Source organism: Micrococcus flavus (assembly GCF_014204815.1).
Classification (GTDB): Bacteria; Actinomycetota; Actinomycetes; order Actinomycetales; family Micrococcaceae; genus Micrococcus; species Micrococcus flavus.
In genome coordinates this window covers 1,307,124-1,333,883 of record NZ_JACHMC010000001.1, presented here as the reverse complement: position 1 = coordinate 1,333,883, position 26,760 = coordinate 1,307,124, and the positions used below count along the sequence as shown (strand labels likewise).

The 26,760-nt window shown below is 72.7% G+C and carries 24 protein-coding genes, 3 tRNA genes and 1 pseudogene; 19 read left to right on the top strand and 9 right to left on the bottom strand.

The features are described from left to right. Positions 1–19 precede the first annotated feature (19 nt). The gene (locus tag BJ976_RS06180) at positions 20–1,513 is read right to left on the bottom strand and encodes a DUF2079 domain-containing protein (protein WP_229667077.1); all 1,494 of its coding nucleotides are present in this window, start codon (positions 1,511–1,513) and stop codon (positions 20–22) included. A 57-nt stretch (positions 1,514–1,570) separates the two neighbouring features. Then, positions 1,571–1,644, bottom strand: a tRNA-Arg gene (locus tag BJ976_RS06175). 189 nt (positions 1,645–1,833) lie between these two features. Between BJ976_RS06175 and BJ976_RS06170 the strand changes: the two genes are divergently transcribed. Further along, positions 1,834–2,409 (top strand): single-stranded DNA-binding protein, encoded by a 576-nt coding sequence (locus tag BJ976_RS06170; RefSeq protein ID WP_135027957.1) that lies wholly within the window; start codon positions 1,834–1,836, stop codon positions 2,407–2,409. 105 nt (positions 2,410–2,514) lie between these two features. Beyond that, positions 2,515–4,197 (top strand): energy-dependent translational throttle protein EttA, encoded by a 1,683-nt coding sequence (gene ettA, locus BJ976_RS06165; RefSeq protein ID WP_135027955.1) that lies wholly within the window; start codon positions 2,515–2,517, stop codon positions 4,195–4,197. 95 nt (positions 4,198–4,292) lie between these two features. Here the strand turns inward: ettA and BJ976_RS06160 are convergent, their stop codons facing one another. Beyond that, positions 4,293–5,285: an acyl-CoA thioesterase gene (locus tag BJ976_RS06160; protein ID WP_135027953.1), complete on the bottom strand. Its 993-nt coding sequence runs from the start codon at positions 5,283–5,285 to the stop codon at positions 4,293–4,295. A gap of 78 nt (positions 5,286–5,363) precedes the next feature. Between BJ976_RS06160 and BJ976_RS06155 the strand changes: the two genes are divergently transcribed. Then, a complete protein-coding gene (locus BJ976_RS06155) occupies positions 5,364–6,077 on the top strand; it encodes a DUF8185 domain-containing protein (protein WP_135027951.1) in 714 nt (237 codons plus the stop codon). 24 nt (positions 6,078–6,101) lie between these two features. Here the strand turns inward: BJ976_RS06155 and BJ976_RS06150 are convergent, their stop codons facing one another. Together BJ976_RS06150 and BJ976_RS12015 are read right to left on the bottom strand one after the other, a co-directional pair. After that, entirely contained in the window at positions 6,102–6,521 is a 420-nt protein-coding gene (locus tag BJ976_RS06150) for a globin (protein WP_229667175.1), read from the bottom strand. A 183-nt stretch (positions 6,522–6,704) separates the two neighbouring features. Continuing rightward, positions 6,705–7,139: pseudogene (locus BJ976_RS12015) on the bottom strand (OsmC family protein); the annotation flags it as partial. A gap of 136 nt (positions 7,140–7,275) precedes the next feature. Here BJ976_RS12015 and BJ976_RS06145 point away from each other — a divergent pair. Next, the gene (locus BJ976_RS06145; protein WP_135027947.1) at positions 7,276–7,938 is read left to right on the top strand and encodes a hypothetical protein; all 663 of its coding nucleotides are present in this window, start codon (positions 7,276–7,278) and stop codon (positions 7,936–7,938) included. A gap of 19 nt (positions 7,939–7,957) precedes the next feature. Here the strand turns inward: BJ976_RS06145 and pepN are convergent, their stop codons facing one another. After that, entirely contained in the window at positions 7,958–10,546 is a 2,589-nt protein-coding gene (gene pepN / locus BJ976_RS06140) for an aminopeptidase N (protein WP_167736893.1), read from the bottom strand. A 209-nt stretch (positions 10,547–10,755) separates the two neighbouring features. Here pepN and BJ976_RS06135 point away from each other — a divergent pair, with 209 nt between their 5' ends. Beyond that, complete coding sequence (locus BJ976_RS06135) at positions 10,756–11,229, top strand: ribose-5-phosphate isomerase (RefSeq protein WP_135027943.1); 474 nt, start codon at positions 10,756–10,758, stop codon at positions 11,227–11,229. Next, a complete protein-coding gene (locus tag BJ976_RS06130; protein WP_135027941.1) occupies positions 11,230–12,198 on the top strand; it encodes an Fpg/Nei family DNA glycosylase in 969 nt (322 codons plus the stop codon). It begins immediately after the preceding gene. A 175-nt stretch (positions 12,199–12,373) separates the two neighbouring features. On the opposite strand, the gene BJ976_RS06125 is transcribed toward BJ976_RS06130, so the two are convergent. Continuing rightward, the gene (locus BJ976_RS06125; protein WP_135027939.1) at positions 12,374–12,790 is read right to left on the bottom strand and encodes a hypothetical protein; all 417 of its coding nucleotides are present in this window, start codon (positions 12,788–12,790) and stop codon (positions 12,374–12,376) included. A 359-nt stretch (positions 12,791–13,149) separates the two neighbouring features. Here BJ976_RS06125 and BJ976_RS06120 point away from each other — a divergent pair, with 359 nt between their 5' ends. Further along, positions 13,150–13,659 (top strand): hypothetical protein, encoded by a 510-nt coding sequence (locus BJ976_RS06120; protein ID WP_135027937.1) that lies wholly within the window; start codon positions 13,150–13,152, stop codon positions 13,657–13,659. A gap of 57 nt (positions 13,660–13,716) precedes the next feature. Here the strand turns inward: BJ976_RS06120 and BJ976_RS06115 are convergent. Beyond that, positions 13,717–13,787 (bottom strand) — tRNA-Gly (locus BJ976_RS06115). 118 nt (positions 13,788–13,905) lie between these two features. Between BJ976_RS06115 and BJ976_RS06110 the strand changes: the two genes are divergently transcribed. From BJ976_RS06110 to BJ976_RS06070, 10 genes are all read left to right on the top strand, one after another. Then, on the top strand, positions 13,906–14,805 hold the full coding sequence (locus tag BJ976_RS06110; RefSeq protein ID WP_135027935.1) for an SDR family oxidoreductase: 900 nt from the start codon (positions 13,906–13,908) through the stop codon (positions 14,803–14,805). Between the two features lie 80 nt (positions 14,806–14,885). Then, a tRNA-Pro gene (locus BJ976_RS06105) sits at positions 14,886–14,959 on the top strand. Positions 14,960–15,006: 47 nt separating this feature from the next. Then, a complete protein-coding gene (tig, locus tag BJ976_RS06100; protein ID WP_135027933.1) occupies positions 15,007–16,485 on the top strand; it encodes a trigger factor in 1,479 nt (492 codons plus the stop codon). A gap of 241 nt (positions 16,486–16,726) precedes the next feature. Then, a complete protein-coding gene (locus BJ976_RS06095; protein ID WP_135028504.1) occupies positions 16,727–17,320 on the top strand; it encodes an ATP-dependent Clp protease proteolytic subunit in 594 nt (197 codons plus the stop codon). 43 nt (positions 17,321–17,363) lie between these two features. Continuing rightward, the gene (locus BJ976_RS06090) at positions 17,364–18,029 is read left to right on the top strand and encodes an ATP-dependent Clp protease proteolytic subunit (protein WP_135027931.1); all 666 of its coding nucleotides are present in this window, start codon (positions 17,364–17,366) and stop codon (positions 18,027–18,029) included. 186 nt (positions 18,030–18,215) lie between these two features. Beyond that, positions 18,216–19,514: an ATP-dependent Clp protease ATP-binding subunit ClpX gene (clpX, locus tag BJ976_RS06085; protein WP_135027929.1), complete on the top strand. Its 1,299-nt coding sequence runs from the start codon at positions 18,216–18,218 to the stop codon at positions 19,512–19,514. A 98-nt stretch (positions 19,515–19,612) separates the two neighbouring features. Beyond that, positions 19,613–20,230, top strand: coding sequence for a mycothiol-dependent nitroreductase Rv2466c family protein (locus BJ976_RS06080; RefSeq protein ID WP_135027927.1), 618 nt, complete (start codon positions 19,613–19,615; stop codon positions 20,228–20,230). A gap of 92 nt (positions 20,231–20,322) precedes the next feature. Then, on the top strand, positions 20,323–21,522 hold the full coding sequence (locus BJ976_RS06075) for a cryptochrome/photolyase family protein (RefSeq protein ID WP_229667076.1): 1,200 nt from the start codon (positions 20,323–20,325) through the stop codon (positions 21,520–21,522). Then, positions 21,441–21,821 carry a cryptochrome/photolyase family protein gene (locus tag BJ976_RS12010; RefSeq protein ID WP_229667075.1) on the top strand — a complete coding sequence of 127 codons (381 nt, stop codon included), beginning with the start codon at positions 21,441–21,443 and terminating at the stop codon, positions 21,819–21,821. The genes BJ976_RS06075 and BJ976_RS12010 overlap by 82 nt, the downstream gene beginning before the upstream one ends. 5 nt (positions 21,822–21,826) lie before the next feature. Continuing rightward, entirely contained in the window at positions 21,827–22,351 is a 525-nt protein-coding gene (locus BJ976_RS06070) for a 2'-5' RNA ligase family protein (RefSeq protein WP_135027925.1), read from the top strand. A gap of 103 nt (positions 22,352–22,454) precedes the next feature. On the opposite strand, the gene valS is transcribed toward BJ976_RS06070, so the two are convergent. Next, positions 22,455–25,121 (bottom strand): valine--tRNA ligase, encoded by a 2,667-nt coding sequence (gene valS / locus BJ976_RS06065; RefSeq protein WP_135027923.1) that lies wholly within the window; start codon positions 25,119–25,121, stop codon positions 22,455–22,457. A 73-nt stretch (positions 25,122–25,194) separates the two neighbouring features. On the opposite strand from valS, the gene BJ976_RS06060 reads away from it, so the two are divergent. Continuing rightward, complete coding sequence (locus BJ976_RS06060; RefSeq protein WP_135027920.1) at positions 25,195–26,010, top strand: SDR family oxidoreductase; 816 nt, start codon at positions 25,195–25,197, stop codon at positions 26,008–26,010. A 95-nt stretch (positions 26,011–26,105) separates the two neighbouring features. Continuing rightward, complete coding sequence (locus BJ976_RS06055; protein ID WP_135027917.1) at positions 26,106–26,738, top strand: TIGR03085 family metal-binding protein; 633 nt, start codon at positions 26,106–26,108, stop codon at positions 26,736–26,738. Positions 26,739–26,760: the final 22 nt, after the last annotated feature.

Genomic DNA, 26,760 nt, shown 5'->3' with positions numbered 1-26,760 from the left:
GCCCCGGGCGGGGTCGGCCTCAGCGGTGCTCGAGGTAGGTCGAGCACACGGGGGAGACCCCCCGCGTCGGGTGGCGGAGCACGACGACGTCGCGCTCGGCCCACACGACGTCGAACCCGAGCCGATCGGCGCGCTCCAGCGCCTGGGCGGGGGTGAGCGGGTCCCAGCCGCCGAGCTCCTCCACCGACGTGTCGACGATCATCCAGGTGGACAGCTCGTCCCCGATGTCCCCGTGCAGGCCCACGTGGGTGCGCGCGGTGAGGTGCGGCACGGCGTTGTCGGCGGCCTCCACGCACACGTCGTCCGGGACGAGAGAGACCGCATGGGCCAGGTCCCGCGCATGCTGCGTGACCGTCATGTCCCCGGTGAGGGTCCGGTGGTACGGGAACACCTGGGGGAAGAAGGCCGTGCCGACGACGGCCACCGCGAGCGCCCAGGCCACCAGGACCTGCGGCAGGCGGCGGAGAGCGGGGAGGCGGTCCGCCAGGCGCACGGCCGCCTCGAGGGCCGCCATGAGGAGGACGGGGGCCAGGATCGCGTCGTACTGGTAGACGGGGGCCCACACGTTGAGGCGGTCGTTCCAGAGGCGGGAGAGCAGGATCGGCAGTGCCATGAGCGTCAGCGGGCTCAGCACCGGCAGGAGCAGCAGGGGAACGAGGTGCAGCAGCCACAGCGCGAGCTTGAGGGGGTGGTCCACGAGCGCGGCCACGGCCTCCCACGGCCGGGTGAGGATCGTCAGGAGCGAGGAGCCCATGTCCGGGCCGAGGGCCTGGAACTGCCAGTAGCCGAACCCGCCCGTCGGGGAGTAGTGGGGGATCACTACGGAGGTGGCGAACCAGTAGCCGGCCAGGCCGAGCACCACCGCGAGCCCGGCCTGCACCCAGTGCCGGCGCAGCGCGAACACCAGACCCACCGCGCACAGCGTGATGCCCATGTCCTCGCGCACGGTCAGCAGCAGGACCCCGAGGCCGAGCGCGAGCCAGGGACGCCGGCCGTCGATCGCCCACACCAGCCAGGCCAGGATCGGCACGCCGAGGGTGACCTCGTGGAAGTCCCAGTTCACCATCGCCTGGAAGGGCCAGGACAGCAGGAGCGCGGCCGCGGCCGTCAGGGCCCAGCCGTGCTCCACGCGGCGGCGCGCGAAGAGGTAGACGGGGACGGCGGCCAGGCACAGGGCGGCGGCCATGATGATCCCCAGCATCCGGGGGTCCGGCCAGATCCAGTAGGCGGGTGCCAGCAGGGCCAGGATCGGGTGGAAGTGGTCGCCGAGGATGTGGAAGTCCACGCCCTTCACCGAGCTCAGCGGGGCGTTCAGGAGGGCGTACTGGCGGACCACCTGGTCGAAGATGCCGAGGTCGTAGCCCTTCGCCTCGTAGGTCGCGTAGCGCAGGAAGGAGTGGGTGGTGCTGAGCGCCGCGGACAGCGCGAGCACGAGTCCCAGCTGGAGCCCCTGGCGACGGCTGACCCGCACCGCCGGCACCTCGGGACGGGGCCGGTTCAGCCAGGCGCGCACGCGGTCCAGGGGAGCCTCCTCGGTGGCGGGGTCGTCGACGTCGTCGACGCGCGGGAGTGCCCCAGGAGGGATTCGAACCCCCGACCGGCGGATTAGAAGGCCGCTGCTCTGTCCAGCTGAGCTACTGGGGCTGGGCCGCGCCAGTCTACCGGCCGGCCTCCCCTGCACAGGCGACCGTCGGCGCCCACCCGTCCACCGCGGGGCTGGATCCGGGCGCGGTGAGGGGCCGGGGCGGGTGGGATGGGACCAGGCGGGTCGCCCGATCCGCCGAGACCGACCGCCCGGGCACGGGCCCGCGGCGGAGCGAGGGAGGGACCGCCATGCAGGACACCATCACCATCCGCGGGTTCGTGGCCACGGACCCGGCCACCCGACACACCGCCTCCGGGGCCGCCGTGGTCGGCTTCCGCCTGGCCACCACGGAGCGCCGCTTCGACAAGGACGCCGGCATGTGGGTGGACGCCCACACCAACTGGTACAGCGTCTCCGCGTTCGGCCAGCTGGGCGCCAACACCGCCCAGTCCGTGAAGAAGGGCAACCCCGTCATCGTCACGGGCCGGCTGCGCGTGCGGGACTGGAGCACCGAGGAGCGCTCCGGCACGTCCGTGGACGTGGTCGCCGACGCCGTCGGCCTCGACTTGGGCTACGGGTCCTCCGCCTTCATGCGCAACCTGCGCCCCGGGCGCTCCGAGGGCCAGGGCCCGGCGGGGCAGGGTGGGACCGCCGCGGAGGACCGGGACGACGCCGCCCGCCCGGGCGACGACGGCTTCGGCGGGGAGCTGCCGGAGGCGTTCCGCGGCGGGGACGCCCATGAGGCCGCGGTCGGCGCGGATCCGGACCGCGGACGGGACCGCGGGACGGTCGAGGAGGAGGCCGTCCAGCCGGCCGCCGCGTGAGCGAGGGGGCGCCGGGGCGCTCGGCGCCCCCGTCCGCCGCGGGCCCGGCCCGGCCGACGGGGCGCGATGACCGGTTTGCCGGGGCCAGCGACTAGCCTGGGGCGCATGGCGGAATTCATCTACACGATGGTCAAGGCCCGCAAGAAGGTGGGCGACAAACTGATCCTGGACGACGTCACCATGTCGTTCTTCCCGGGGGCCAAGATCGGCATGGTCGGCCCCAACGGCGCCGGCAAGTCCACGATCCTCAAGATCATGGCCGGGCTCGATGAGCCTTCCAACGGCGAGGCCCGGCTGTCCCCGGGCTACTCCGTGGGCATCCTCATGCAGGAGCCGAAGCTGGACGAGGACAAGACCGTGCTCGAGAACGTCCAGCAGGGCGTCGGGGAGATCTACGGCAAGATCCAGCGCTACAACGCGATCTCCGAGGAGATGGCGAACCCGGACGCGGACTTCGACGCGCTGATGGAGGAGATGGGCTCCCTGCAGACGGACATCGACGCCGCCGACGCGTGGGACATCGACTCCCAGCTGGACCAGGCGATGGACGCCCTGCGCTGCCCGCCGCCGGACGCTCAGGTCTCCCACCTCTCGGGCGGTGAGAAGCGCCGCGTGGCCCTGTGCGCGCTGCTCCTGAACAAGCCGGACCTGCTGCTGCTCGACGAGCCCACCAACCACCTCGACGCCGAGTCCGTGCAGTGGCTCGAGCAGCACCTGGCCTCCTACCCGGGCGCCGTCGTCGCCGTGACGCACGACCGCTACTTCCTGGACCACGTCGCCGGCTGGATCTGCGAGGTCGACCGGGGCCGCCTGTACCCGTACGAGGGCAACTACACGACGTATCTCGAGACCAAGCGCCAGCGCCTCGAGGTGCAGGGCAAGAAGGACGCCAAGCTCGCCAAGCGCCTCTCCGAGGAGCTCGAGTGGGTGCGCACCAACACCAAGGGCCGCCAGGCCAAGTCCAAGGCACGTCTGGCCCGCTACGAGGAGATGGCCGCCGAGGCGGAGAAGACCCGCAAGCTGGACTTCGAGGAGATCCAGATCCCGCCGGGTCCGCGCCTGGGCAACGTCGTGATCGAGGCGACGGACCTGAAGAAGGGCTTCGGCGACCGCACGCTCATCGACGGCCTGTCCTTCTCCCTGCCCCGCAACGGCATCGTCGGCGTGATCGGTCCCAACGGTGTCGGCAAGACCACGCTGTTCAAGACGATCGTGGGCCTCGAGCCCCTCGACGGCGGCGAGCTGAAGATCGGCGAGACCGTGAAGATCTCCTACGTGGACCAGTCCCGGTCGAACATCGACCCGGAGAAGTCCCTGTGGGAGGTCGTCTCCGACGGCCTGGACTACATCAAGGTCGGCAACGTGGAGATGCCCTCGCGGGCGTACGTGTCCGCGTTCGGTTTCAAGGGCCCGGACCAGCAGAAGAAGGCCGGCGTGCTCTCCGGCGGTGAGCGCAACCGGCTGAACCTGGCGCTCACCCTCAAGGAGGGTGGCAACCTGATCCTGCTCGACGAGCCCACTAACGACCTCGACGTGGAGACCCTGACCTCCCTCGAGAATGCCCTGCTGGAGTTCCCGGGCTGCGCCGTCGTCGTCTCCCACGACCGCTGGTTCCTCGACCGGACCGCCACCCACATGCTGGCGTACGAGGGCACCGAGGAGGACCCGGCCAACTGGTACTGGTACGAGGGCAACTTCGAGTCCTACGAGGCCAACAAGGTCGAGCGCCTCGGCCCGGAGGCCGCCCGCCCGCACCGCGTGACGCACCGCAAGCTCACCCGCGACTGAGCCCGCCCCGCGTGCCCCCGGGCGCACGACGACGGCCCGTCCCCTTCCGAGGGGGCGGGCCGTCGTCGTGCCGGGGCGAGGGCGTGGCCGGCGCATCAGCGCCGCCAGGTGCGGCGCAGGATGGTCTTGACAGCCGCGCGCTGGGCCACGTCCTTGGCCCGGGCGGCCGTGGCGGCATGTCCCGTGGGCAGCCGCAGCATGCCCTCCTGGGCGACGGTGGCCACGAGGACCCCGTCCCGGGTGAAGACGTGCCCCCGGCCGAGGCCGCGGGCGCCCTGGGCGCTCGGGGAGTCCTGCACGTAGAGCAGCCACTCGTCCACGCGAGCGGGGCGGTGGAACCACATGGCGTGGTCGAGGGACGCGATGGACATGTCCGGCTGGGTCCAGACCAGGCGGTGCCGGCGCAGGACCGGCTCCAGGAGCGTGTAGTCCGAGGCGTACGCCAGGGCGGCCACGTGCAGCCGCGGATCGTCGGCCAGCGGTGTGAACGTGCGCATCCAGACCATGTTCACGCTCTCCGCCTCGGCCGGCGGGTCCAGGTACAGGGCCGGGGTCACGTGGCGGATGTCGAAGGGCCGGTGCCAGGCCGACTCCTCCGCCATGGGGTGCTTGATGTGCCCGAGGATGTCCGCGGTGGAGGGCAGGTCCTCCGGGGCGGGGACGCCCTCCGGCATGGCGACCTGGTGGTCCAGGCCCTCGGCCGGATCCTGGAAGGAGCAGGTCATCGCCAGGATGGCCTCGCCCTCCTGGGAGGCCAGGACGCGGCGCACGGAGAACGAGCGGCCGTCCCGCAGGTCCTCGACCGTGAAGGTGATGGGCCGCCGCGCATCGCCGGGGCGGATGAAGTACCCGTGCAGGGAGTGGACCGGTCGCCCGTCGTCCACCGTGCGGGCCGCGGCCGCGAGCGACTGGCCCAGCACCTGGCCGCCGAACACGCGCCCTCCGACCTGGCGCGGCGTGGTGCCCTCGAAGCGGGGCTCGCCGGTGACCGGGTCGGTCCCGGCGTCCTTCAGGTCCAGGATGCCCCGGAGAGCCTCGGTCGGGTCCTCGGGGGCGGTGGCGGGGCGTTCCGGGGTCTGGGGGCTCATGCGGGTCCTTCGCTGCGACGGCGCCCCGCCGCGCGCGGGGGCGGGGCCGGCCGGTGCCGGACCTGGGACAATCGTGGCATGTCCGCGCAGCCCGCCTCCACCGATGCCCTCGTCCTCCGCCTCACCGACGAGCGTGCCGTCCGCGACCTCGACCAGCTCGCCCAGCGCGCCCGCCGCGTGGCCGACACCGGGATGCGCCTGCACGTCGTCCCGCGGGCCGGCCGCAGCGGCACGCCCATGCTCGCCCAGTGGGTGTCCGTGCTCCAGCCGCAGGGGCTGGGGGACGGGGTGCCGGTGGTGCTCGGCCTGCGCACCGTGGGGCTGACGACGGCGGCGGGCGTCGAGGACCTGGACGTGGTGGTCCCGCTGGGCTCGATCACGGAGCGCACGGCCCGCATGCGTGCGCAGGACCCCGTGTCCCTCGACCTCGCCCTCCCGCCCACCCGCGAGCAGGCCGCCTGGACGGCGCTGACCCCGCCCCGGGCCGGCTGGACGGTGCGCGCCGAGGTGTCCGACGACGAGCTCATCGAGGTGGCCGAGAAGGGGATGGAGGCGGTGCGGGCCGCGCTGCCGCAGGACGCGGGCGAGGCCGTGGTCCGCCAGGTCCGGGCCCGGATGTGGGGCCCGACGCTCGGCGGCGACATCGCCTTCCCCGCCGGGATGGCCTTCGGGGCGCACGCCCTGGGCTTCCTGCGCCCCGGCGGCCGGGCGCGTCTCAGCACGGCCGGCCCGTGGACCCGCCTGGACACCCCGGGCGGATTCGTCCTGGGGCGCTCCGCCGTCGCCCTGTGACGGGGCGGAGCGGCGAGGGCCGCGTCAGGCGGAGTTGACCAGGGAGTGCGCCGCGCGCTCCAGGTAGTCCCAGAGCTCGGCCTCGTGCAGCGGCGGCAGGTCCACGGCGTCGACGGCGGCGCGCATGTGCCTCAGCCACGCGTCCCGGGCGGCCGGGTCCACGGTGAAGGGCAGGTGGCGCATCCGCAGCCGCGGGTGGCCGCGCCGCTCCGCGTAGGTGCGCGGACCGCCCCAGTACTGCTCGAGGAACATCCGCAGGCGCTCCTCGGAGCCCTCCCAGTCGTCGGCCGGGTACATGGGTGCCAGCAGCGGATCCTCACGCACGCCGGCGTAGAAGGTGTGCACGAGCTTCTCGAACGTGGCGTGTCCGCCGACGGCCTCGTAGAAGCTCGTGGCCTGACCCGGCGCGGCCGGGGCGGGTGCGCCGGGCGCGGCCGTGCCCACCACGGGCTCCACCTCGGTCGGTCGGTCCGTCAGGCCGGTGACCGTCGAGGGCGGGTTGGCGACGCGCGGCCGCAGCACGGCCAGGGGGGCGCCGAGGCGGGCGGAGTGGTCGGGCAGGGAGCGGGCGGCGTCATCGGCGGCGGAGCGGCGCGGGGCCGGATCCGCCGGCCGGGTGCGGACCTCGATGGGGGCGCTGACCGAGTTGGCGATGAAGCACATGCGGTGCGCCTCGGCGTGCAGCGCATCGGCGCGCTCGCGGTCGGCCTCGTCCTGCAGCGTCACCGCGGGGGTGAGGGTGATCGAGGCGAAGCGGCCGGCGCCGTCGGCGTCCACCTCGAGGGTGCCCTCGGCGCCGCACGTCATGCCCGTCACCACGATCCCGGCGGTGGCAGCGGCGTGGAGGTAGGAGAGCACGTGGCACTGCGCGAGGGCGCCGAGCAGGAGCAGTTCCGGGTTCCACCTCGTCTCGTCCCCGCGGAACGGCCGAGCCGCGGAGGCCTGGATCTCCCCGACGGCGGGGTGCTGGAGGACGACGGACCGGTCGAAGTCGCGGACCCCGGAGGTGCCGGTGCCGCGGTCGCCGATCCACTCGGCGCGCAGGGCGAAGGTGTGCTTCATGCCCGCCAGCCTAACGAGGGGGAGCCGCCGACGCCGCTGTCCCCTCCTGCACAGGGATCCAGCTGTGGACGGGCAGCGGGACGCCCCTCGGACGCGGTCATGATGGGGCGCACACACCACGTCAGGAGGGGACGAGATGACCATCACGACGGACGCCCACCCGGCGTCGCCCCTGCGGCCCGCACGCCACGGGCTGCCCTGGGACATGGCGGACTTCGAGGCCCTGGCCGAGGCCGTCGTCGACTCGACCGTGGCCGTCCACGTGGCGGAGCGCATCGGCCGGGGCGTGTCGAGCATCCACCAGCGGGCGCGTATGCTCCTGCCGCCGCACGAGCGCCACCTGGCCGGCCAGCTGGCGCTGTCCCGGCTCGGTGACCTGCTGGACTCGGGGGAGCACGACTGGCGGAAGGCCCTGCTGCAGCCCGACCCGGTGCGTCCGGTGGAGGTCGTGGAGCACCACCACCACGGGTGGGAGGGTCTGGCGGCCACGCACCGGGCCCACGTGGCGTACGCCGTCGTGGACGCCGCCGACCGCATGCCGGCGGACGTCCTGGACGAGCTGCGGGAGGCCCTGGAGACCACGTCACTCGGCTTCGAGGTGGCGCAGCTGCGGAGCTCCCGAGCCCATGAGGAGGGACTCGACGAGGACGGAGCATGGCGCAACGCCGTCTCCTGGCTCTCGAGGGCCCTGTTCGACGGGGACCGGGAGCGGGCAGGACGCATGGCGGCACCGCCCCACAGCCGGGCGTGGCACGGCGGAGCGGCTCACCACGGGTGGAGCGACGACCACCCGTGGTGAGCCCTCCGGTCCGCCCGGCTCAGGCCGCGGCGCGGGCCTTGAGTGCCCGGGCCATCTCGTCGCGGGACTCCGCCACGGTGCGGGCCAGGCCGGCGTTCGACTCCCGCACGCGATCCGACAGCTCCGTGGCGCGGGCGGCGGTCTCCTCGCTCACCTGGGAGCCGGGGAACCCGAGCACGGCCACGGTCTCGGCCATCTCATGGGAGCGCGAGCCCCACACCTGCTCGATGACGTCGAAGTAGGCGTCCGCGAACGGGGCGAGCAGCGCCGGGTCGTGGGCGCGCTGGAAGCCCACCAGCACCTGCCGCTGGGTCATGTTGGACAGCTCCCCGGCCACCACCTGGTCCCACGCGGCCCGCTTGGCCTCCGCCGTCGGGACGGCGGCGCGGGCCTGCGCGGCGGCGAGCGCGCCGGTGGCGGTGGCGTCCTCGGCCTCGGCCGCCGCGATCTCCTCCTCGCCGGCCCGGCCGGCGGCCACGAGCGCGGTGAGCAGCTCCCAGCGCAGGTCGGTGTTCAGGTCCAGGCCCGGCACCTCGGCGCGGCGGCCGTGCACGTCCGCCAGCCGGTCCAGCTGCGCGTCCTCACGGGCGTGCAGCGCGAACGCCTTGAGGAACTGCAGCTGCTGGTCGGAGCCCGCCCCCGCGCCGTCGAGCAGCGCCTCCAGGCGACGCGCGGCGTCGGCGCGGACCTCGGCGGACCGCTCCTCCGGCAGGTACTGGGAGATCGCTGTGGCCAGCTGGCGCAGCAGCGTCTGGACCACCGTGGAGTCCTGCTCGGCGCCGATGTTCGTCAGCACGAGGTCCGTGAACCAGGCCGCGGAGGCCTCCCCGTCGCGCACGGTGTCCCAGGCGGCGCCCCACAGCAGGGTACGGGCCAGCGAGGAGTCCACGTCCGCGAGGCGCGCGCCCGCGGTCTCCCACGAGGCGTCGTCGAGGCGGATCTTGGCATAGGCCAGGTCGTCGTCGTTGGGCAGGATCAGCGCGGGCCGGGCCTTCCCGGCGGCCTCGACCACCTCGGTGACCTCGCCCGCCGCGTCGAGCTCGAAGCGCGCGGTGCGGGTGAGGCGGCCCGCGGACTCGTCCACGTCGTAGAAGCCGACGGCGATCCGGTGCGGTCGCAGCACGTCGTCGCCGGGGGCGGCGGGGGAGCCGTCCGGCGCGGTCTGGCGCAGGCGCAGGGAGGTGATCGTGCCGGCGTCGTCCGTGTCCACCTCCACGCGGAGCGTGTTGACGCCCGAGGTCTCCAGCCACAGCCGGGTCCACTCGGACAGGTCACGGCCGGAGGCGGCCTCGAGCTGGGACATCAGGTCCGGCAGCTCGGTGTTCTGCCAGGCGTGCTGCTCGACGTAGGCCCGCACGCCCGCCATGAAGTTCTCCTGGCCCACCCAGGCCACCAGCTGGCGCAGCACGGACGCGCCCTTGGCGTAGGTGATGCCGTCGAAGTTCACGAGCACGTCGTCCAGGTCGCGGATCTGCGCCTTGATCGGGTGCGTCGAGGAGAGCTGGTCCTGGCGGTAGGCCCAGTTCTTCTCCATCGAGGAGAACGTGGTCCACGCGCCCTCGTACTCCGTGTTCTCGGCCGCGGCCAGCGTGGACATGAACTCCGCGAAGGACTCGTTGAGCCACAGGTCGTTCCACCACTTCATGGTCACCAGATCGCCGAACCACATGTGGGCCAGCTCGTGGAGGATCGTGATGGCGCGGCGCTCGCGGACGGCTTCGGTGACGGTGCCGCGGAACACGTAGTTCTCCAGGAAGGTCACGCAGCCGGCGTTCTCCATGGCCCCCGCGTTGAACTCCGGCACGAACAGCTGGTCGTACTTCTCGAACGGGTACGGGTGGCCGTACTGGGCCTCGAAGAACTCGAAGCCGCGGCGGGTGAGGTCGAAGACCTCGTCCGCGTCCAGATGCTCGAACAGGGAGCCGCGGCAGTAGGCGCCCAGCGCGATGGTGCGACCGTCGGCGCTGGTCAGCTCGGAGTGCGTGGACTTGTACGGCCCGGCCACGAGCGCCGTGATGTAGGAGGAGATGCGCGGGGTGGGGGTGAACTCCCACACGGCGGCGTCGACGCCGGCGGGCACCTCCGGGGTCTCGACGACGCCGAGGGTCCGCGGCTCGGGGGTCGGCTGGTTGGACACCACGGCCCAGTGCGCCGGCGCGGTCACGGTGAAGGCGAAGGCGGCCTTGAGGTCGGGCTGCTCGAACACCGCGAACATGCGGCGGGAGTCCGGCACCTCGAACTGGGAGTAGAGGTACACCTCGTCGTCCACGGGGTCCACGAACCGGTGCAGGCCCTCGCCGGTGGTGGTGTAGTCGGCCAGGCCGTCCACCACCAGGATGTTCTCCGCCGCGAGCGGGCCGATCTCCAGGCGGGCGCCGTCGAAGTCCGTGATCTCCACGGGCTCCCCGTTGAGGGTGACCTCGGGGGCCTGCGAGGAGACGAAGTCGATCCAGGTGCGGGTGCCCACCGCCTCGGGGGCGGCCGTGAAGGTCACCGTGGTGGTGGAGCCGAAGTGCTCCGCGCCGCGGGTGAGGTCCAGGGCGACCTGGTAGGACTCCACGGTCAGGGCCGCGGCGCGGGCGGCGGCCTCCTCGCGGGTGATGTTCATGGCGGCAGCGGTGGTCACGGGGACGTTCCTCCTGGGGTGTTGGACGGGTGGTGCGCGCCGGGCCCGTGTGATGGGGGCCACGGCACAGTGGACACCAGTGTGCCACCCGGCACACCCAGGCCCCAGGACGAGGGTGCCCGTCCGATCCCCGTGGGCGCCTCTCACTAGACTGGCCCGGACCCCACGACCTCCCGCCGACAGGAGCCCCCATGCGCGTCCACATCGCCACCGACCACGCCGGGATGGAGCTCTCCGCCCATCTGGTGGCGCACCTGACCGCCGCCGGCTACGAGATGGTGGACCACGGCCCCGCCGAGTACGACGCCCTGGACGACTACCCGGGCTTCTGCATCAACGCCGCCCGCGCCGTCGCCGCGGAGCGTGCCGAGGGGCTGGACTCCCTGGGCATCGTCCTGGGCGGCTCCGGCAACGGCGAGCAGATCGCCGCCAACAAGGTCAAGGGCATCCGTGCGGCGCTCGCCTGGAACCTGGAGACCGCGAAGCTCGCCCGCGAGCACAACGACGCGAACGTCGTCGCCGTCGGCGGCCGGCAGCACTCGATCGAGGAGGCCACCGCGCTCATCGAGGCGTTCCTGGCCGAGCCCTTCTCCGAGGACGAGCGCCACGTGCGCCGCATCGGCAAGATCGCCGCGTACGAGCAGACCGGCGAGGTGGTGATGTGAGTGCCTGAGGGGCACTCCCTGCACCGTCTGGCCCGGCAGGTGGACGACGTCTTCGGCGGGCGACGCGTGCGGGCGTCGAGCCCGCAGGGCCGCTTCACCGAGGGCGCCGCGCTCATCGACGGCCGCGTCCTGGAGCGCGCGTGGGCGCACGGCAAGCACCTGTTCGCCGACATCGAGGGCGGGCGGGTGCTGCACATCCACCTCGGCCTGTACGGGGCCGTGAGCTTCGGCGGGGACAGGACGTTCACCGCGGCCTCCTCCATCGGCGCGCCCCGGCGGATCGGCGAGCGCGAGCTGCCCGGCCTGGGCGACCGAGTGGAGATCGGGGACGCCGACGACGACGATCCCCGTCCGGCTCCGGGCTCGGGTCAGGAGAAGCTCGTGTGCGGGGTCTCCGCCGCGCGCGTGCCCGCCCTGGTGGCCCCCGCCCCGCGGGACACCGTGCGGCTGCGCCTGCAGACCGTCCACGGGTGGGCGGACCTGATCGGGGCCACCGCGTGCCAGCTGCTCACGCGGCAGGAGGCCGACGTCCTCCTGGCACGGCTCGGCCCGGACCCCCTGAACGACGACGCCCCGGACGCCTTCGTGGACCGTGCGTCCCGGACGAGGCGGCCCATCGGCGCGGTGCTGATGGACCAGTCCATGGTGGCGGGCGTCGGCAACATCTTCCGCGCCGAGTCGCTGTTCCGCGCGGGCCTGGACCCGTGGACTCCGGCGCGGGAGGTGGGGGAGCAGCGCCTGACTGCCCTCTACCGGGACAACGGCGAGCTGATGCGCATGGGGGTGCGCCTGGGCCGGATCGTCAGCACGACCCGGGAGCACCGGGCCGCCGCCCCCGGGGGTGGCAGGCCGTCGTACTACGTGTACAAGCGTCAGGGGCAGGCGTGCCTCGTGTGCCGGCGCGAGACGATCGTGGTGGAGGAGATGGCGGCCCGCAAGCTCTACCGCTGCATGGTCTGCCAGCACTGACCCCCCACCTCCCTCTCGCGGACACCAACTGGTGAGGACACACCCTCACGCGCTCGTCGGCGGGGCCGGTGAGGGTGTGTCCTCACCAGTTCGTTTCAGTAGTGGTGAGGTCCGGATCGGACGGCGGGTGTGACAGTGGGCTCTTCGCAGGGCGTACGGCCCGCCGCCCCACCGGTCAGTGGCCGGGGTGCTCGATCACGGTGCGCGTGACCGGGGCGGCCGTGGTGGTGTCCGCGCGGGTCACGAGGGTCTGACCGGTGGACCCGATCTCGGTGCGGGTGCCGCGGGACGAGTGCTCCTTCAGCGCCTTCCCGCCGAGGAGCGCCGCCGCGGTGCTGAGAGCGCCGAGAGCGACGCCCCCGAGGCCCACGCCCCACGGGAAGCCGTTCCGACGCGAGGCAGCACGGCCGCGCTGCTGCGCGCCGCGGCGCGGGACCCGGCCGCCGAGCTTCGAAGCGGCCGCCGCACGGCCCTTCTTGCTGCGCCAGTCGCCGTAGGCACGCACGGCGCGGGGACCGAACGTCAGGGCCAGACGGGCGGGCAGGGGGAGGAGGGCCGTCGCGCGACCGGTGAGGAGGGAGGTGATCGACATGTCCCGGACGGTACGTGGGTGCGGGGCGGGTCGGTCAATGCCGGGGGGCCGAGTGCGACCGGATTCAGGCCGCCGGCCACCTGGTCCACTCCGGGCCCCCGGCCCTGCACGGGAAAAGAAGAGATGAGTCATCACGCAAAATCTTCACAGAGACTCTGTGGCATGGTCCTCGACGTCTCCGGCCGGCTCCCCTCCGGCCCGTTCCCGATCCCTCCCGGATCCGCCCGTGGCCGTCTCGCCCCGCCCCGTCCCCGCTGGAGGATCCATCATGCCCGCCGCCCCGCCCCCGCCCGACCCGGCTCGCCCGTCCCGTCTCCCGCGGCACCATCCTCCGCTCGGTCGCCTGGAGCGCCCCCGTCGTGGCCGCGGTCGCGGCCGCACCGCTCGCCGCGGCGTCGCCCACGTACACCTACCGGGTGGACTTCGCCGCAGGTGTGGCCCGTCCGATCGGCGCGAACGTGCCTGCCGGCGTCCCCACCATTCCGGTGACCATCACGGCGCCGCCCAACACCACCCGCACTGCCACACAGCTCACCGTCCATCAGGCCGACACCGTGACCGTCCAGATCGGCCGCAGCGTCACGAACCTGACCTTCGCGGTGTCGGACATCACCGGCCCCGATAACAACGACAACCTCCGAGGCCAGGAATACGTCACATTCACCCCCGCACCCAGCACGGTGGCCGACTCCGGCGCCGCGACGGGGACGAACCCCATCACGGTGCCGACGCAGAACGGCACGGGCTCCACGGCGGTGACCTACGCCGGCCCCACGTCGCGCGTCGATGTCGGCGTCAGGGCGAACGGCATCGCGCCGTCGGTCGTGATCAGCGGCATGACGTTCACGGTCGACCTGAGGCAGTACTGACCCGGGATGCAGGAAGGGCCCGACACCTCGGAGGTGTCGGACCCTTCGTCGCCGGGGAGGGGATGACGGGAATCGAACCCGCGTAGCCAGTTTGGAAGACTGGGGCTCTACCATTGAGCTACATCCCCGTGGGCCTGCGTCGGGCGCAGACCGGCGGCGACCACCCTAGCATGCGGAGGTCCCGCGCCTGCCCGCCGCCGTCCTGAGATGGATCCGGAGCCTCCGCCCGACCCGAGGGAGCATCCCATGGCCCCGCGCATCCCCCTTCCCCGCCGCCCCCGTCCGCGCGCACTCCCGCTGCGCGGACGAAGCGTCCTCATCACCGGCGGCGGATCCGGCATCGGCCGGCTGATGGCGCTCGGGGCCGCCCGGCGCGGGGCCGACCGGATCGTCCTCTGGGACCTGGACGCCGACGCCGGCGCCCGCGTGGCGGATGAGGTACGCGCCCTCGGCGCCCGGGCGGAGGCCGCCGCGGTGGACGTCACGGACACCGTCGCCGTCGCCGCGGCCGCCCGCGAGGCGGGGCAGCTCGACGTCGTCGTGAACAACGCGGGCGTGGTCACTGGCGCCCCGCTGCTGGAGGCCACCGAGGCAGGGATCCGCCGGACCTACGAGGTCAACGCGTTGGCCCCCTACTGGGTCACCCGCGCGTTCCTGCCCGGCATGCTCGAGCGGGACCGCGGCACCGTGGTGACGGTGGCCTCCGCGGCAGGGCTGGTGGGCGTGGCCCGCCAGACCGACTACTCCGCGTCCAAGCATGCCGCCGTCGGGTTCACCGAGTCCCTCGAGGCCGAGCTGCGTCAGCGCGGCAGCGGTGTCGGCACCCTCACCGTGTGCCCCTTCTACATCTCCACCGGGATGTTCGACGGCGTGCGCACCCGCGTCCCCGCCCTGCTGCCGATCCTCGAGCCCGAGGCGGTGGCGGAGGCGGTGCTCGACGCGGTGGAGGACGGTCGCCGCCGCCTCCTGATGCCCGCCGCCGTGCACCTGATCGCACCGCTGCGAGCGCTTCCCGTGCGGGCGTTCGACGCGACCATGGACCTGCTGGGCGTCAACCGGACCATGGACGGGTTCACCGGACGCGCCGGCACGAGATCGGATGGTCTCCACACGGCGGATTCCCGCCCGGGCGACGCGGCGCGGTAGGCTTCCCCAGTCTGCCTCCGGGCAGCGTCTCGGGTGCCCGCAGCGCCGCGGCCGGAGCCGACCCGGCGCGGAGTCCGCCACGGGGTGTAGCTCAGCTTGGTAGAGCGCGCGCTTTGGGAGCGTGAGGCCGCAGGTTCAAATCCTGTCACCCCGACTCGACGTCACAGTAAACCGACAACCCCAGTGCAACAGGAGCCGTCCGTGGTCAAGTCCACCGCAGAGAACCTCAGCCCGACCCGCGTCAAGCTGACCGTCGAGGTGCCGTTCGAGGAGGTGAAGCCCGCGCTGGACAAGGCGTACAAGGACATCGCCCAGCAGGTCCAGATCCCCGGCTTCCGCCAGGGCAAGGTCCCCGCGCGTCTGATCGAGCAGCGCTTCGGCCGCGCAGCGGTCGTGGACCAGGCCGTCAACGACAGCCTGAACACCTGGTTCGGCCAGGCCGTCGCCGAGGCCGAGGTCACCCCGATCTCCCGCCCCGAGGTGGACGTCACCGAGGCCCCCGTGGGTGACGAGGCCGAGGGCCCCGTGGCCTTCACCGCCGAGTTCGACGTGCGTCCCACCATCGAGCTGCCCGACTACAAGGGCCTCAAGGTCACCGTGGAGCCCGCCGCGGCCACCGCCGAGGACGAGCAGGCCCAGCTGGACGCCCTGCGCTCCCGCTTCGGCACCCTCAAGGACGTGGACCGCCCGGCCGCGAAGGACGACTTCGTGACCATGGACCTCACCGCCTCCGTGGACGGCGAGCAGGTGGACCAGGCCCAGGGCCTGTCCTACCAGGTCGGCGCCGGCACCATGCTCGACGGCATCGACGAGGCGCTCGAGGGCCTGTCCGCCGGCGAGGACGCCACCTTCGAGACCACCCTCTCCGGCGGCGAGCACGACGGCGAGACCGCCACGGTCAAGCTCGTCCTGCAGGCCGTCAAGGAGCGCGAGCTGCCCGAGGCCGACGACGACTTCGCCCAGCTGGCCTCCGAGTTCGACACGATCGCCGAGCTCAAGGAGGACCTGAAGAAGAAGGCCGCCGAGGAGGCCGTGAACCGCCAGGGCGTCGAGGCCCGCGACAAGGTCCTCGAGGAGCTGGGCAAGCTCGTGGAGGTCCCGGTCCCCGAGAACGTGATCGCCGAGCAGCTCGAGCAGCACTTCTCCCAGGGCGGCCACGCTGCCGGCGACGACCACGACACCCCCGAGCACCGCGAGGAGCTCGAGAAGAACACCCGCGAGGCGTTCGCCAACGAGGTCATCCTCGACGAGGTCGCCGAGGCCGAGTCCGTGACCGTGGACCAGGGCGAGCTGATCGAGTACATCATGGCCACCTCGGCCGAGTACGGCATGGACCCGAACCAGTTCGCGATGATGCTGGACCAGGCCGGCCAGATCCCGATGATCATGGGCGAGGTGCGCCGCCGCAAGGCCCTGGCCAAGGTGCTCGAGCACGCCGAGGTCACCGACACCGAGGGCAACGCCGTGGACCTGACCGCGTTCGTGACCCCGGGCGGCCAGGAGGCCATCGACGCCGCCGCCGAGTCCGACGAGGCCCCCGCCGAGGAGGAGGAGGCCGAGAAGAAGGCCCCGGCCAAGAAGAAGGCCGCCGCCAAGAAGCCGGCCGCCAAGAAGGCCCCGGCCAAGAAGACGGCCGATGCCGAGGACGGCGAGCCGGCCGTGGAGACCGACGAGGCCTGATCCGACTCCGACGCCCACGTCGACGACGCCCCACACCCCGCACGGGGTGTGGGGCGTCGTCGTCCCGGGCGGACCAGGGAGCGACGCCGTCAGCGAAACGCCCGCGCCTCACCCCCGCGGCGCGCGCCCGGCGGCTAGTCTCGAGCACGATCCGGGATCCGTCCGCCGCCCGCGCGGAGGACGGCGGCCCGCACCGCGAATCGACAGGAAGGCAGCAGTGATGACGGACATCACCCCCCGCATGACGTCGGTGGACCCGACGCTCCGCGAGGACTACCTCTACAACCGGCTGCTCAAGGAGCGCATCATCTGGCTGGGGTCGGACGTGCGCGACGACAACGCCAACGCGATCTGCTCGCAGCTGCTCCTGCTCTCCGCGGAGGACGCGGAGAAGGACATCTACCTGTACATCAACTCGCCGGGCGGCTCCGTCACGGCGGGCATGGCGATCTACGACACCATGCAGTACATCCCGAACGACGTGGTGACCGTGGCCACCGGCCTGGCGGCGTCCATGGGTCAGTTCCTGCTGGCCTCCGGCGCCAAGGGCAAGCGCTACGCCACCCCGCACGCCCGCATCCTGATGCACCAGCCCTCGGGCGGCATCGGGGGCACCGAGTCGGACATCCGCATCCAGGCCCAGCTGATCCTGCACATGAAGCGCGTGATGGCGGAGCTGACCGCCGAGCAGACCGGCCAGGACGTCGACACGATCCTCGAGGACAACGCGCGTGACAAGTGGTTCACGGCGCAGGAGGCCCTCGAGTACGGCTTCATCGACCACATCGCGCAGAGCGCGGCCTCCGTCACCGGCGGCGGCGGCGTCGAGGGCTGAGCCCCCTCCGCCGCGCCCCGACCGAACCTCCCAGGAGAGCAGAATGACCCAGTTCCCCACCGGCCTGCCCGTCGGCACGCCGACCCAGCCCACCCCGGGCGCCCGCTACATCCTCCCGCAGTTCGAGGAGCGGACCCCCTACGGCTTCAAGCGCCAGGACCCGTACGCCAAGCTGTTCGAGGACCGGATCGTGTTCCTCGGCGCCCAGGTGGACGACGCCTCGGCGGACGACATCATGGCCCAGCTGCTGGTCCTCGAGGCGATGGACTCCGAGCGTGACATCACGCTGTACATCAACTCGCCCGGCGGCTCCTTCACTGCCATGACCGCGATCTACGACACGATCCAGTTCATCCGCCCCGAGGTGCAGACCGTGTGCCTCGGCCAGGCGGCCTCCGCCGCCGCCGTGCTGCTGGCCGCCGGCGCGCCCGGCAAGCGCCTGGCCCTGCCGAACGCCCGCGTGCTGATCCACCAGCCGGCCATGCAGGGCGACCGCGGCACGGCCACGGACCTGGAGATCCATGCGAACGAGATCAACCGCATGCGCGTGTGGATGGAGGAGACCCTGGCGTCCCTGTCCAACCGCACGCCCGAGGAGGTCTCCCGGGACATCGACCGGGACAAGTTCCTCTCCGCCGAGGGCGCCAAGGAGTACGGCCTCGTGGACGAGGTCCTCGCCTCCCGCAAGATCACCCGCCCGGCCTCCTGAATCGAGCCCGTCCCGGGGCCCCGTCCGCCGTCGTCGGCCGGCGGGGCCCCGGCCGTCCGGGGCGGACCGCGTCGCGGCCGCGACACGCGGTCAACCTGTCCTGACCCGTGCGTATCCTGGATCCCTGACCCGACGGCGGCGCCCCACCCCGGCCCGCCCCGGCCCCCCTGACCTCGAGGAGACACCATGGCGCGCATCGGCGAGAGCGCTGACCTGTTGAAGTGCTCGTTCTGCGGAAAGAGCCAGAAGCAGGTGCGCAAGCTCATCGCGGGACCCGGGGTCTACATCTGCGACGAGTGCATCGAGCTGTGCAACGAGATCATCGAGGAGGAGCTCGGCGAGGCCACCGAGTCGGACGAGTTGACCCTGCCCACCCCGCAGGAGATCTTCGACCACCTCGAGCGGTTCGTGATCGGCCAGGAGGCCGCCAAGCGCTCGCTCGCCGTCGCGGTGTACAACCACTACAAGCGCGTGCGCGGACACCAGCTGCGCGGGGGAGACCTCGCCGATCGCCTTGAGGAGCGGGACGACCTGGCGGACGTGGAGGTCGGCAAGTCCAACATCCTCATGGTCGGCCCCACCGGCTCCGGCAAGACCTACCTCGCCCAGACCCTCGCGCGCATGCTCAACGTGCCGTTCGCGGTCGCGGACGCCACCAGCCTGACCGAGGCCGGCTACGTGGGCGAGGACGTGGAGAACATCCTCCTCAAGCTGATCCAGGCCGCGGACCACGACGTCAAGCGGGCCGAGCAGGGGATCATCTACATCGACGAGATCGACAAGATCTCCCGCAAGTCGGAGAACCCCTCCATCACGCGGGACGTCTCCGGCGAGGGCGTGCAGCAGGCCCTGCTGAAGATCCTCGAGGGCACCGTGGCCTCCGTGCCGCCGCAGGGCGGGCGGAAGCACCCGCACCAGGAGTTCCTGCAGATCGACACGTCCCACGTGCTGTTCATCGTGGCCGGCGCCTTCGCAGGCCTGGACGAGATCATCGGCTCCCGCGCCGGACGCAAGGGCATCGGCTTCGGGGCCCCGCTGAACCACCTCGGCTCGGGGGAGGTCAGCTACGCGGACGTGCGCCCCGAGGACCTGCTGAAGTTCGGCCTCATCCCCGAGTTCATCGGCCGCCTGCCCGTGATCACCACGGTCGAGGACCTCTCCCACGAGCAGCTCGTCCGGGTGCTCACGGAGCCGCAGAACGCCCTCCTCAAGCAGTACCAGAAGCTGTTCCTCATGGACGGCGTGGAGCTCGAGTTCGAGCCGGACGCCCTGGACGCCGTCGTGGAGCAGGCCGAGGCCCGTGGCACGGGCGCCCGCGGCCTGCGCTCCATCATGGAGGACGTGCTCAAGCCCGTCATGTTCGAGCTGCCCTCCCGCGAGGACGTCGGCACCGTGGTCATCTCCGGTGACGTGGTCCGCGGGGAGGCCGAACCGGTCCTGATCCCGGCCGAGGTGGAGCGCAAGCGCCGCCGCCGGTCCGCGTGATCCTCGCCCGCTCGGCATAGATCGCCCGGCGGGGACGTTGGCCCCGCCAAGGAGCATCCACGCTCCGACTCCACGACCCCACCCGAGAGGACGCCGCCATGGCCGAGAGCACCGGCACCCCCGCCGTCGACTTCTACTTCGACCCCACCTGCCCGTTCGCCTGGATCACCTCCCGGTGGATCCTCGAAGTGGAGAAGGTCCGGGACGTCGAGGTGCGCTTCCGGCAGATGTCCCTCTACATGCTCAACGAGGGCCGCGATCTGGACCCGGACTATCGCGCCGCCACGGACCGCGGCCTGGTCCCGGCCCGCGCCACCCTGCACGTGGGACGGGAGCGTCCCGAGCAGCTGGGGGACTGGTACGCCGCCCTCGGCACGAAGATCCACACCGAGGGTGTGAAGGACTACCCCACGGCCATCACCGCCGCCGCCGAGGGCCTCGGCTGGGACCCGGCCCCGATCCTCGCCGCCACCGGGTCCGACGCCGGCGACGACGAGCTGCGTGCGAAGCAGCGCGCCGCCGAGGAACTGGTCGGCAACGACGTCGGCACGCCCGTGGTCGCCTTCGAGGGCACCGCGTTCTTCGGCCCCGTCCTCACCCGCATCCCGCGCGGGGAGACCGCGGGGGAGATCTTCGACGGCGCCCTTGCTCTGGCCCGCTTCCCGTACTTCTACGAGATCAAGCGCGCCCGCACTACGGACCCGCAGTTCGACTGAGCGGCGGGCCGACGGTGGTGCGGGCCGGGCGGCCGGTGCGCGGCGACCGGCCGCGCGTGCCCCCACACCGGCCCGCCGCCCAGCGTGGTGCCATGCCCGCCACCGCTCACCTCGTGCTGCCCCACCAGCTGTTCGACGCCCAGCTCGACACGGCGCCGGAGGCGGATCTGATCCTGCTCGAGCACGACCTGCTCATCCGGCAGCTGCCGTTCCACGCACACAAGCTCGTCCTGCACCGCGCGTCCTTGCGCCGGTTCGCCCGGCGGGCGCGCAGCCGTGGGCGGACGGTCCACGTCCTCGACTCGCGCGGCGATCGCAGCAGCCGGAGCCAGCTCACCGCTCTGCTGCGCCGACTCGGCGTGGAGCGCGTCACCTGCGTGGACGTGGTGGACGACTGGATGTCCCGGGACATCACCGCGGCCCTCGTCGATGCCGGCATCACCCTGCGTCCCGGGGACGTCCTCGAATCGCCGGGCTTCCTCACGGACCGGAGCAGCCTCTGGGAGCAGCTCGGCGGCGCGTCCCCGCGCATGGCGGATTTCTACCGGTGGCAGCGGCGCCGGCTCGGTGTGCTCGTGGGGGCGGACGGCTCCCCGGCGGGCGGGCGGTGGTCCTTCGACACGGAGAACCGCAAGCGGCTGCCGCGGGGGCATCAGCCGCCCCCGGTGACGCTCGTCGAGCCCGAGGACCCCGACGTCGTCGCCGCCATCGCGTGGGTGCGCGAGGAGTTCCCGGACGCCCCCGGCGACCCGGCCACGTTCTGCTGGCCCACGGCCCCCGACGAGGCCCGCGCCCTGCTGGACCAGTTCGTCGAGGAGCGCCTGCGCACCTTCGGCCCGTATGAGGACGCGATCGCCACGGCGCACCCGTTCGTGTACCACTCCGTGCTCACCCCCGCGCTGAACGCAGGGCTGCTCACGCCGGACCAGGCGCTCGACGCGGTCCTCACCGAGCATGCCCGCGAGCCGGTGGACCTGCCGTCGCTCGAGGGGTTCGTGCGGCAGCTGATCGGGTGGCGGGAGTACATGCGGGGGCTGTACCACGTGCGCGGGCGCGCGCTGCGGACGGCCGACCAGCTGGGTTTCACCCGGGATCTTCCTCCCGGCTGGTGGGACGGATCCACGGGCCTCGACCTCGTGGACCACGTGATCCGGCGTGTCCTGGACACGGCTACGCCCACCACATCGAACGTCTCATGGTGCTGGGGAACGTGCTGCTGCTGCAGCGGGTGCGCCCGGACGCGGTGTACGCATGGTTCGCGGCCATGTTCGTGGACGCCTACGACTGGGTGATGGTGCCCAACGTGTACGCGATGAGCCAGTTCGCGGCGGGCGACGCCGCCACCACCAAGCCCTACATCTCCGGATCCCGCTACCTCCGATCCATGTCGGACATCGACGCGGGCCCCTGGACCGCCGCCTGGGACGGGCTCTACTGGTCGTTCGTGGACGACCACCTGGAGCTGTTCCGTGCCAACCGCCGCACCGCCATGATCGTCGCGCAGTGGGAGCGCATGGATCCGGACCGCCGCAGGGCCCACGGGGAGGCGGCCGCGCCGTGGCTGCCGGCGGGCACCGGGACGGAGGCCTGAGCGCCATGCCCGTCGACGCCCTCGAGCTCCGCCTGTCCGCCGCGGACGACGCCCTCGTGCGCGACGTGTGGGAGGCCCTGCGGGCCGCTGGGCTGCCCTCGCAGGCCGACCACCGGTCCGCGTCCAACGCCCCCCATGTCACCCTGCCGTCCCCGGCCGCACCGGGCGGGATGATCACGGGCGACGAGGCCGCCGACGCCGCCGCGGTCGTGGGTCCGCTGCTGCCGGCACCGCTGCGCGTCGGCGGCACCGTGCTCTTCGGTCGGGATCGGCCCACCGTGGCCTGGCTGCTGGAGGCTCAGGCGGACCTGGCCCTGGCGGTGGAGCGGCGCGCGGCGCAGCGGGACCCCACCGCCTTCCGGCCGTGGATCCCGCACCTCAGCCTGGCCCGTCGGGTCCCGAGACAGGACGTGGGCGGAGTGCTCGCCTTCGTGGCGCCCCTGACCCCCCGGGAGATCGTCGCCGACCGGCTCCTGCTGTGGCAGCCGGGTCCCCGCACGCTCACGACGCTGGTGGCGCCGTCGATCTGAGACGTCCGGCCCGCCCGCCACACCATGGCCCAGGCGGCCCGGAGCGGGCGACGGCCCCTCACCCGCGCGGGTGAGGGGCCGTCGTCGTCGAGGAGGCGGGGCCTCAGGCCTCCTCGGCGGGGGCGAGCTCGACGTCGGAGACGGTGAGCTCCTCGCCGCCCTCGACCAGGGTCAGCTCGGCCACGTTGCCGGCCGCCTTGAGGTCCTGCACGCCGCCGCGCAGGGCCTCGAGCTGCGCCCCCGGAGCGGTGACGGTGGCCGTGCGCACCGCGGTGCGCTGCTTGACCTTCGCCTCGGACTTGGCCTTGCGGATGCCGCCCAGGGCCTGCGCCACGACGGCCAGCACGAGCGGGTCGCCGGCGGAGGAGGCCGCCTGCAGCCCGGAGAGCTCCTCCGGCAGCCCCGGCCACGGCGCGCGGTGGACGGAGCCGGTGCGCCACCAGCTCCAGACCTCCTCGGTGGCGAACGGCTGGAACGGCGCCAGCAGACGCAGCAGGGTGGCCAGGGTGGTGGCCAGGGTGGCCACCACGGAGGCCTGCTCGTCCTCGCCGTGGCCTCCGTACGCGCGGTCCTTGATCAGCTCCACGTAGTCGTCCGTGAACTGCCAGAAGAAGGACTCGGTCACGTTGAGGGCGCGGGCGTAGTCGTAGGCCTCGAACGCGGCGGTCGCCTGGCGCACGGTCTCCGCCAGCCGGGCCAGGAGCGCCTGGTCCAGGCGGTTGACGACGACGGCGGCGTCCTCGGCGGAGCGCACCACGGCGTCCTGGGTGGCGCCCAGGTTGAGGACGAACTTGGCGGCGTTGAGCAGCTTGATGGCCAGGCGACGGCCGATCTTCATCTGCGCGACCTCGTACGCGGTGTCCGCGCCGAGACGGGCCGAAGAGGCCCAGTAGCGCACGGCGTCGGCGCCGAACTCGTCCAGGATGTCCGTGGGGACCACCACGTTGCCCTTGGACTTGGACATCTTCTTGCGGTCCGGGTCCAGGATCCAGCCGGAGAGGGCGGTGTCCGTCCACGGCACGGAGCCGTTGAGCGCGTCGGCGCGGACCACGGTGGAGAAGAGCCAGGTCCGGATGATGTCGTGGCCCTGCGGGCGCAGGTCGAACGGGAACACGTTCTGGAAGAACCGCTCGTCGCGGCTCCAGCGGCCCACGATCTGCGGGGTGAGCGACGACGTCGCCCATGTGTCGAGCACGTCCGGGTCGCCGGTGAACCCGCCGGGCACGTCGCGCTGGTCCTCCGCGTACCCCGGGGCGGTCTCGGCGATCGGGTCGACCGGGAGCGACTCGTCCGCCGGGACGATGGGGGAGTCGTAGACGGGCTCGCCCTCGGCGTCGAGGGGGTACCAGACCGGGATCGGGACGCCGAAGAACCGCTGGCGGGACACCAGCCAGTCCCCGTTGAGGCCCTCCACCCAGTTCTCGTAGCGGTGGCGCATGTGCTCCGGATGCCAGGCCAGCTCCCGGCCGCGGGCGATCAGGCCCTCGCGCCGGTCGGCGTCGCGGCCGCCGTTGCGGATGTACCACTGGCGGGAGGTGACCACCTCGAGGGGCTTGTCCCCCTTCTCGTAGAAGTTCACCGCGTGCATGATCTTCTTCGGCTCGCCGTCCAGCAGGTCGGCGGCCACCAGCGCGTCCACCACGCCCTGCTTGGCGGAGAACACGGTCTTGCCGGCCACGGTCTCCTCGTAGGCCCTCCGGCCCTCCTCCGAGGTGATCCACTCGGGCACGTCCGCAGCGAACCGGCCGTCCCGCCCGATCAGCGTGCGGGTGGGCAGCTGCAGCTCGCGCCACCACGTGACGTCGTTGAGGTCGCCGAAGGTGCAGACCATGGCGATGCCCGAGCCCTTGTCCGGCTTGGCCAGCGCGTGGGGGAACACCTCCACCTCGACGCCGTACAGCGGGGAGGTGACGGTGGTGCCGAACAGGTGCTGGTAGCGCGCGTCGTCCGGGTGGGCCACGAGGCCGGAGCAGGAGGCCAGCAGCTCGGGGCGCGTGGTCTCGATGAACACCTGCTCGCCGTCCGCGGCGGTGAACGCGTAGCGGTGGTAGGCGCCGGGGACCTCGCGGTCCTCGAGCTCGGCCTGGGCCACGGCCGTGCGGAAGGTGACGTCCCACATGGTGGGGGCCTCGGAGAGGTAGGCGTCGCCGTCGGCGAAGTTTTTCAAGAAGGCGCGCTGCGAGACGGCGCGGGAGACGTCGTCGATGGTGCGGTAGGTCATGGACCAGTCCACGGACAGGCCCAGGCGGGTGAAGAGGTCCTCGAAGACCTTCTCATCCTGCACCGCGAGCTCTTCGCAGAGCTCGATGAAGTTCTTGCGGGAGACGACGTCCCAGTCGCGCTGGTTCTTCGCGGGCGGCTCCGGCGGGCGGTAGCCCTCGATGTACGGCTTCGTGGGGTCGCAGCGGACGCCGTAGTAGTTCTGCACGCGGCGCTCGGTGGGCAGGCCGTTGTCGTCCCAGCCCATCGGGTAGAACACGTTCTTGCCGGTCATGCGCTGGAAGCGGGCCAGCACGTCCGTCTGCGTGTAGGAGAACACGTGGCCCACGTGCAGGGAGCCGGAGGCCGTGGGCGGGGGCGTGTCGATCGAGTAGACCTGCTCGCGCGTCGTGTCCGCGTCGAAGGCGTACACGCCCTCCTCGGCCCAGCGGGCGGTGAGCTTCTCCTCGAGGCCCTCCAGGGCCGGCTTGTCCGGGACCGTCACGGCGGCGGTGCTCGGAGCGGTCGATGCGTCGGTGGGCGTGTCTGTGCCCTGCGTGTTCTCAGCCATGCCTCCCATCCTCCCATGCGACACGCGGCGGACCGGGCGTCCCCGAGGCGTGCCCGTGTGGTTGTCTGAAGCCATGACCGAGCACCTCGCCGCCACCGTCCCGTCCGCTGCCGACGCCCCGCATGCCGGCCGCTCCGCCGTCGTCACCGGTGCCTCCTCCGGCATCGGCCGCGCCACCGCGCTGCGCCTGGCCCGCACCGGCTGGTCCGTGCTCGCGGTGGCCCGCCGTGCCGATCGCCTCGCGTCGCTGGAGGCCGAGGCCGCCGAGCTGGCCGGCACGATCACGGGCGTGGCCGCCGACCTGACCCGGGACGACGACGTCGCCCGCGTCCTCGCCGCAGCTCAGGCCGCCGGGGGCGTGGACACCCTCGTGAACATCGCCGGCGGGGCCCACGGCGCCGACCCCGTGGCCGAGGCGCGGGACGAGGACTGGGAGTGGATGTTCCAGGTCAACGTCATGTCCACCCTCAAGCTCACCCGCGCGCTCCTGCCGATGCTCCGCGCCCACGGGGAGGGGACGGTGCTCATCCTGTCCTCCACCGCCGGCCTGGTCTCCTACGAGGGCGGCGGCGGGTACAACGCGGCCAAGTTCGCCGAGCACGGCCTCACCGGCGCCCTGCGCCTGGAGGAGGCCGAGCACAACGTGCGCGTGGTCGAGGTGCTGCCGGGCATGGTGCGCACCGACGAGTTCGCCCTCGTCCGATTCGACGGGGACGAGGCCACCGCCGCGAAGGTGTACGCCGGCGTCGAGAAGCCGCTCACCGCCGACGACGTCGCGGACGTGTGCGCCTACGCCGTGGAGGTCCCGCACCACGTGAACCTGGACCAGATCGTGCTCCGGCCCGTGGCCCAGGCGGCCCAGCACAAGGTGATCCGCCGGGGCGCATGACCCCCGGGACCCGGTCCACCCCCGGACCGGGAGCGGGCCGGGATCGGCACCGTGGACCTCGCGCCCGCGCCCCGGCCCTGACTAGCGTGGCGGGCATGACCTTCGCCTCCGATGAACGCGCCCGCCTGGCCGACCTGCTGATCGAGAAGGGCCCGCACGCCCCGACCCTGTGCGAGGGGTGGAGCACCCGCGACATGGCCGCGCACCTCTGGCTGCGCGAGCACCGGCCGGACGCCATGGCCGGGATGTTCGTGAAGCCCCTCCAGGGCCACCTCGACTCCCTCACCGCACGGGCCAAGGGCCGCGACTACGCCGAGCTGGTCCGCGAGTGGGCCGACGGCGCCCCGGCGCTGAACCCCATGCGCCTGGTCGACGCCCAGGTCAACGCCGCCGAGCACTTCGTGCACCTCGAGGACGTCCGCCGCGGCGAGGCGGCGCAGGGCGGCGCCGTGCCGGGACCGCGCGAGCTCTCGGAGGCGGACCAGGAGGAGCTGTACCGCCTGGTCCGGCGCATGGCACCCCTCATGCTCCGCCGCTCCGAGGCCCCGGTGGTCCTGCAGGTGCCGGGCCGAGCACCCGTCGTCGTGAGCCGTGGCGCCGTGGCGTCCCGCCCGCCCGTGACCGTGTCCGGCGAGGCCGGCGAGCTGCTGCTGTGGGCCTACGGCCGGGAGGCTGTCCACGTGACGGTGGACGGCGATCTCGACAGCGTCAAGCGCACCTCGATCTGAGCGGACCGCCGCGCTGGAATGT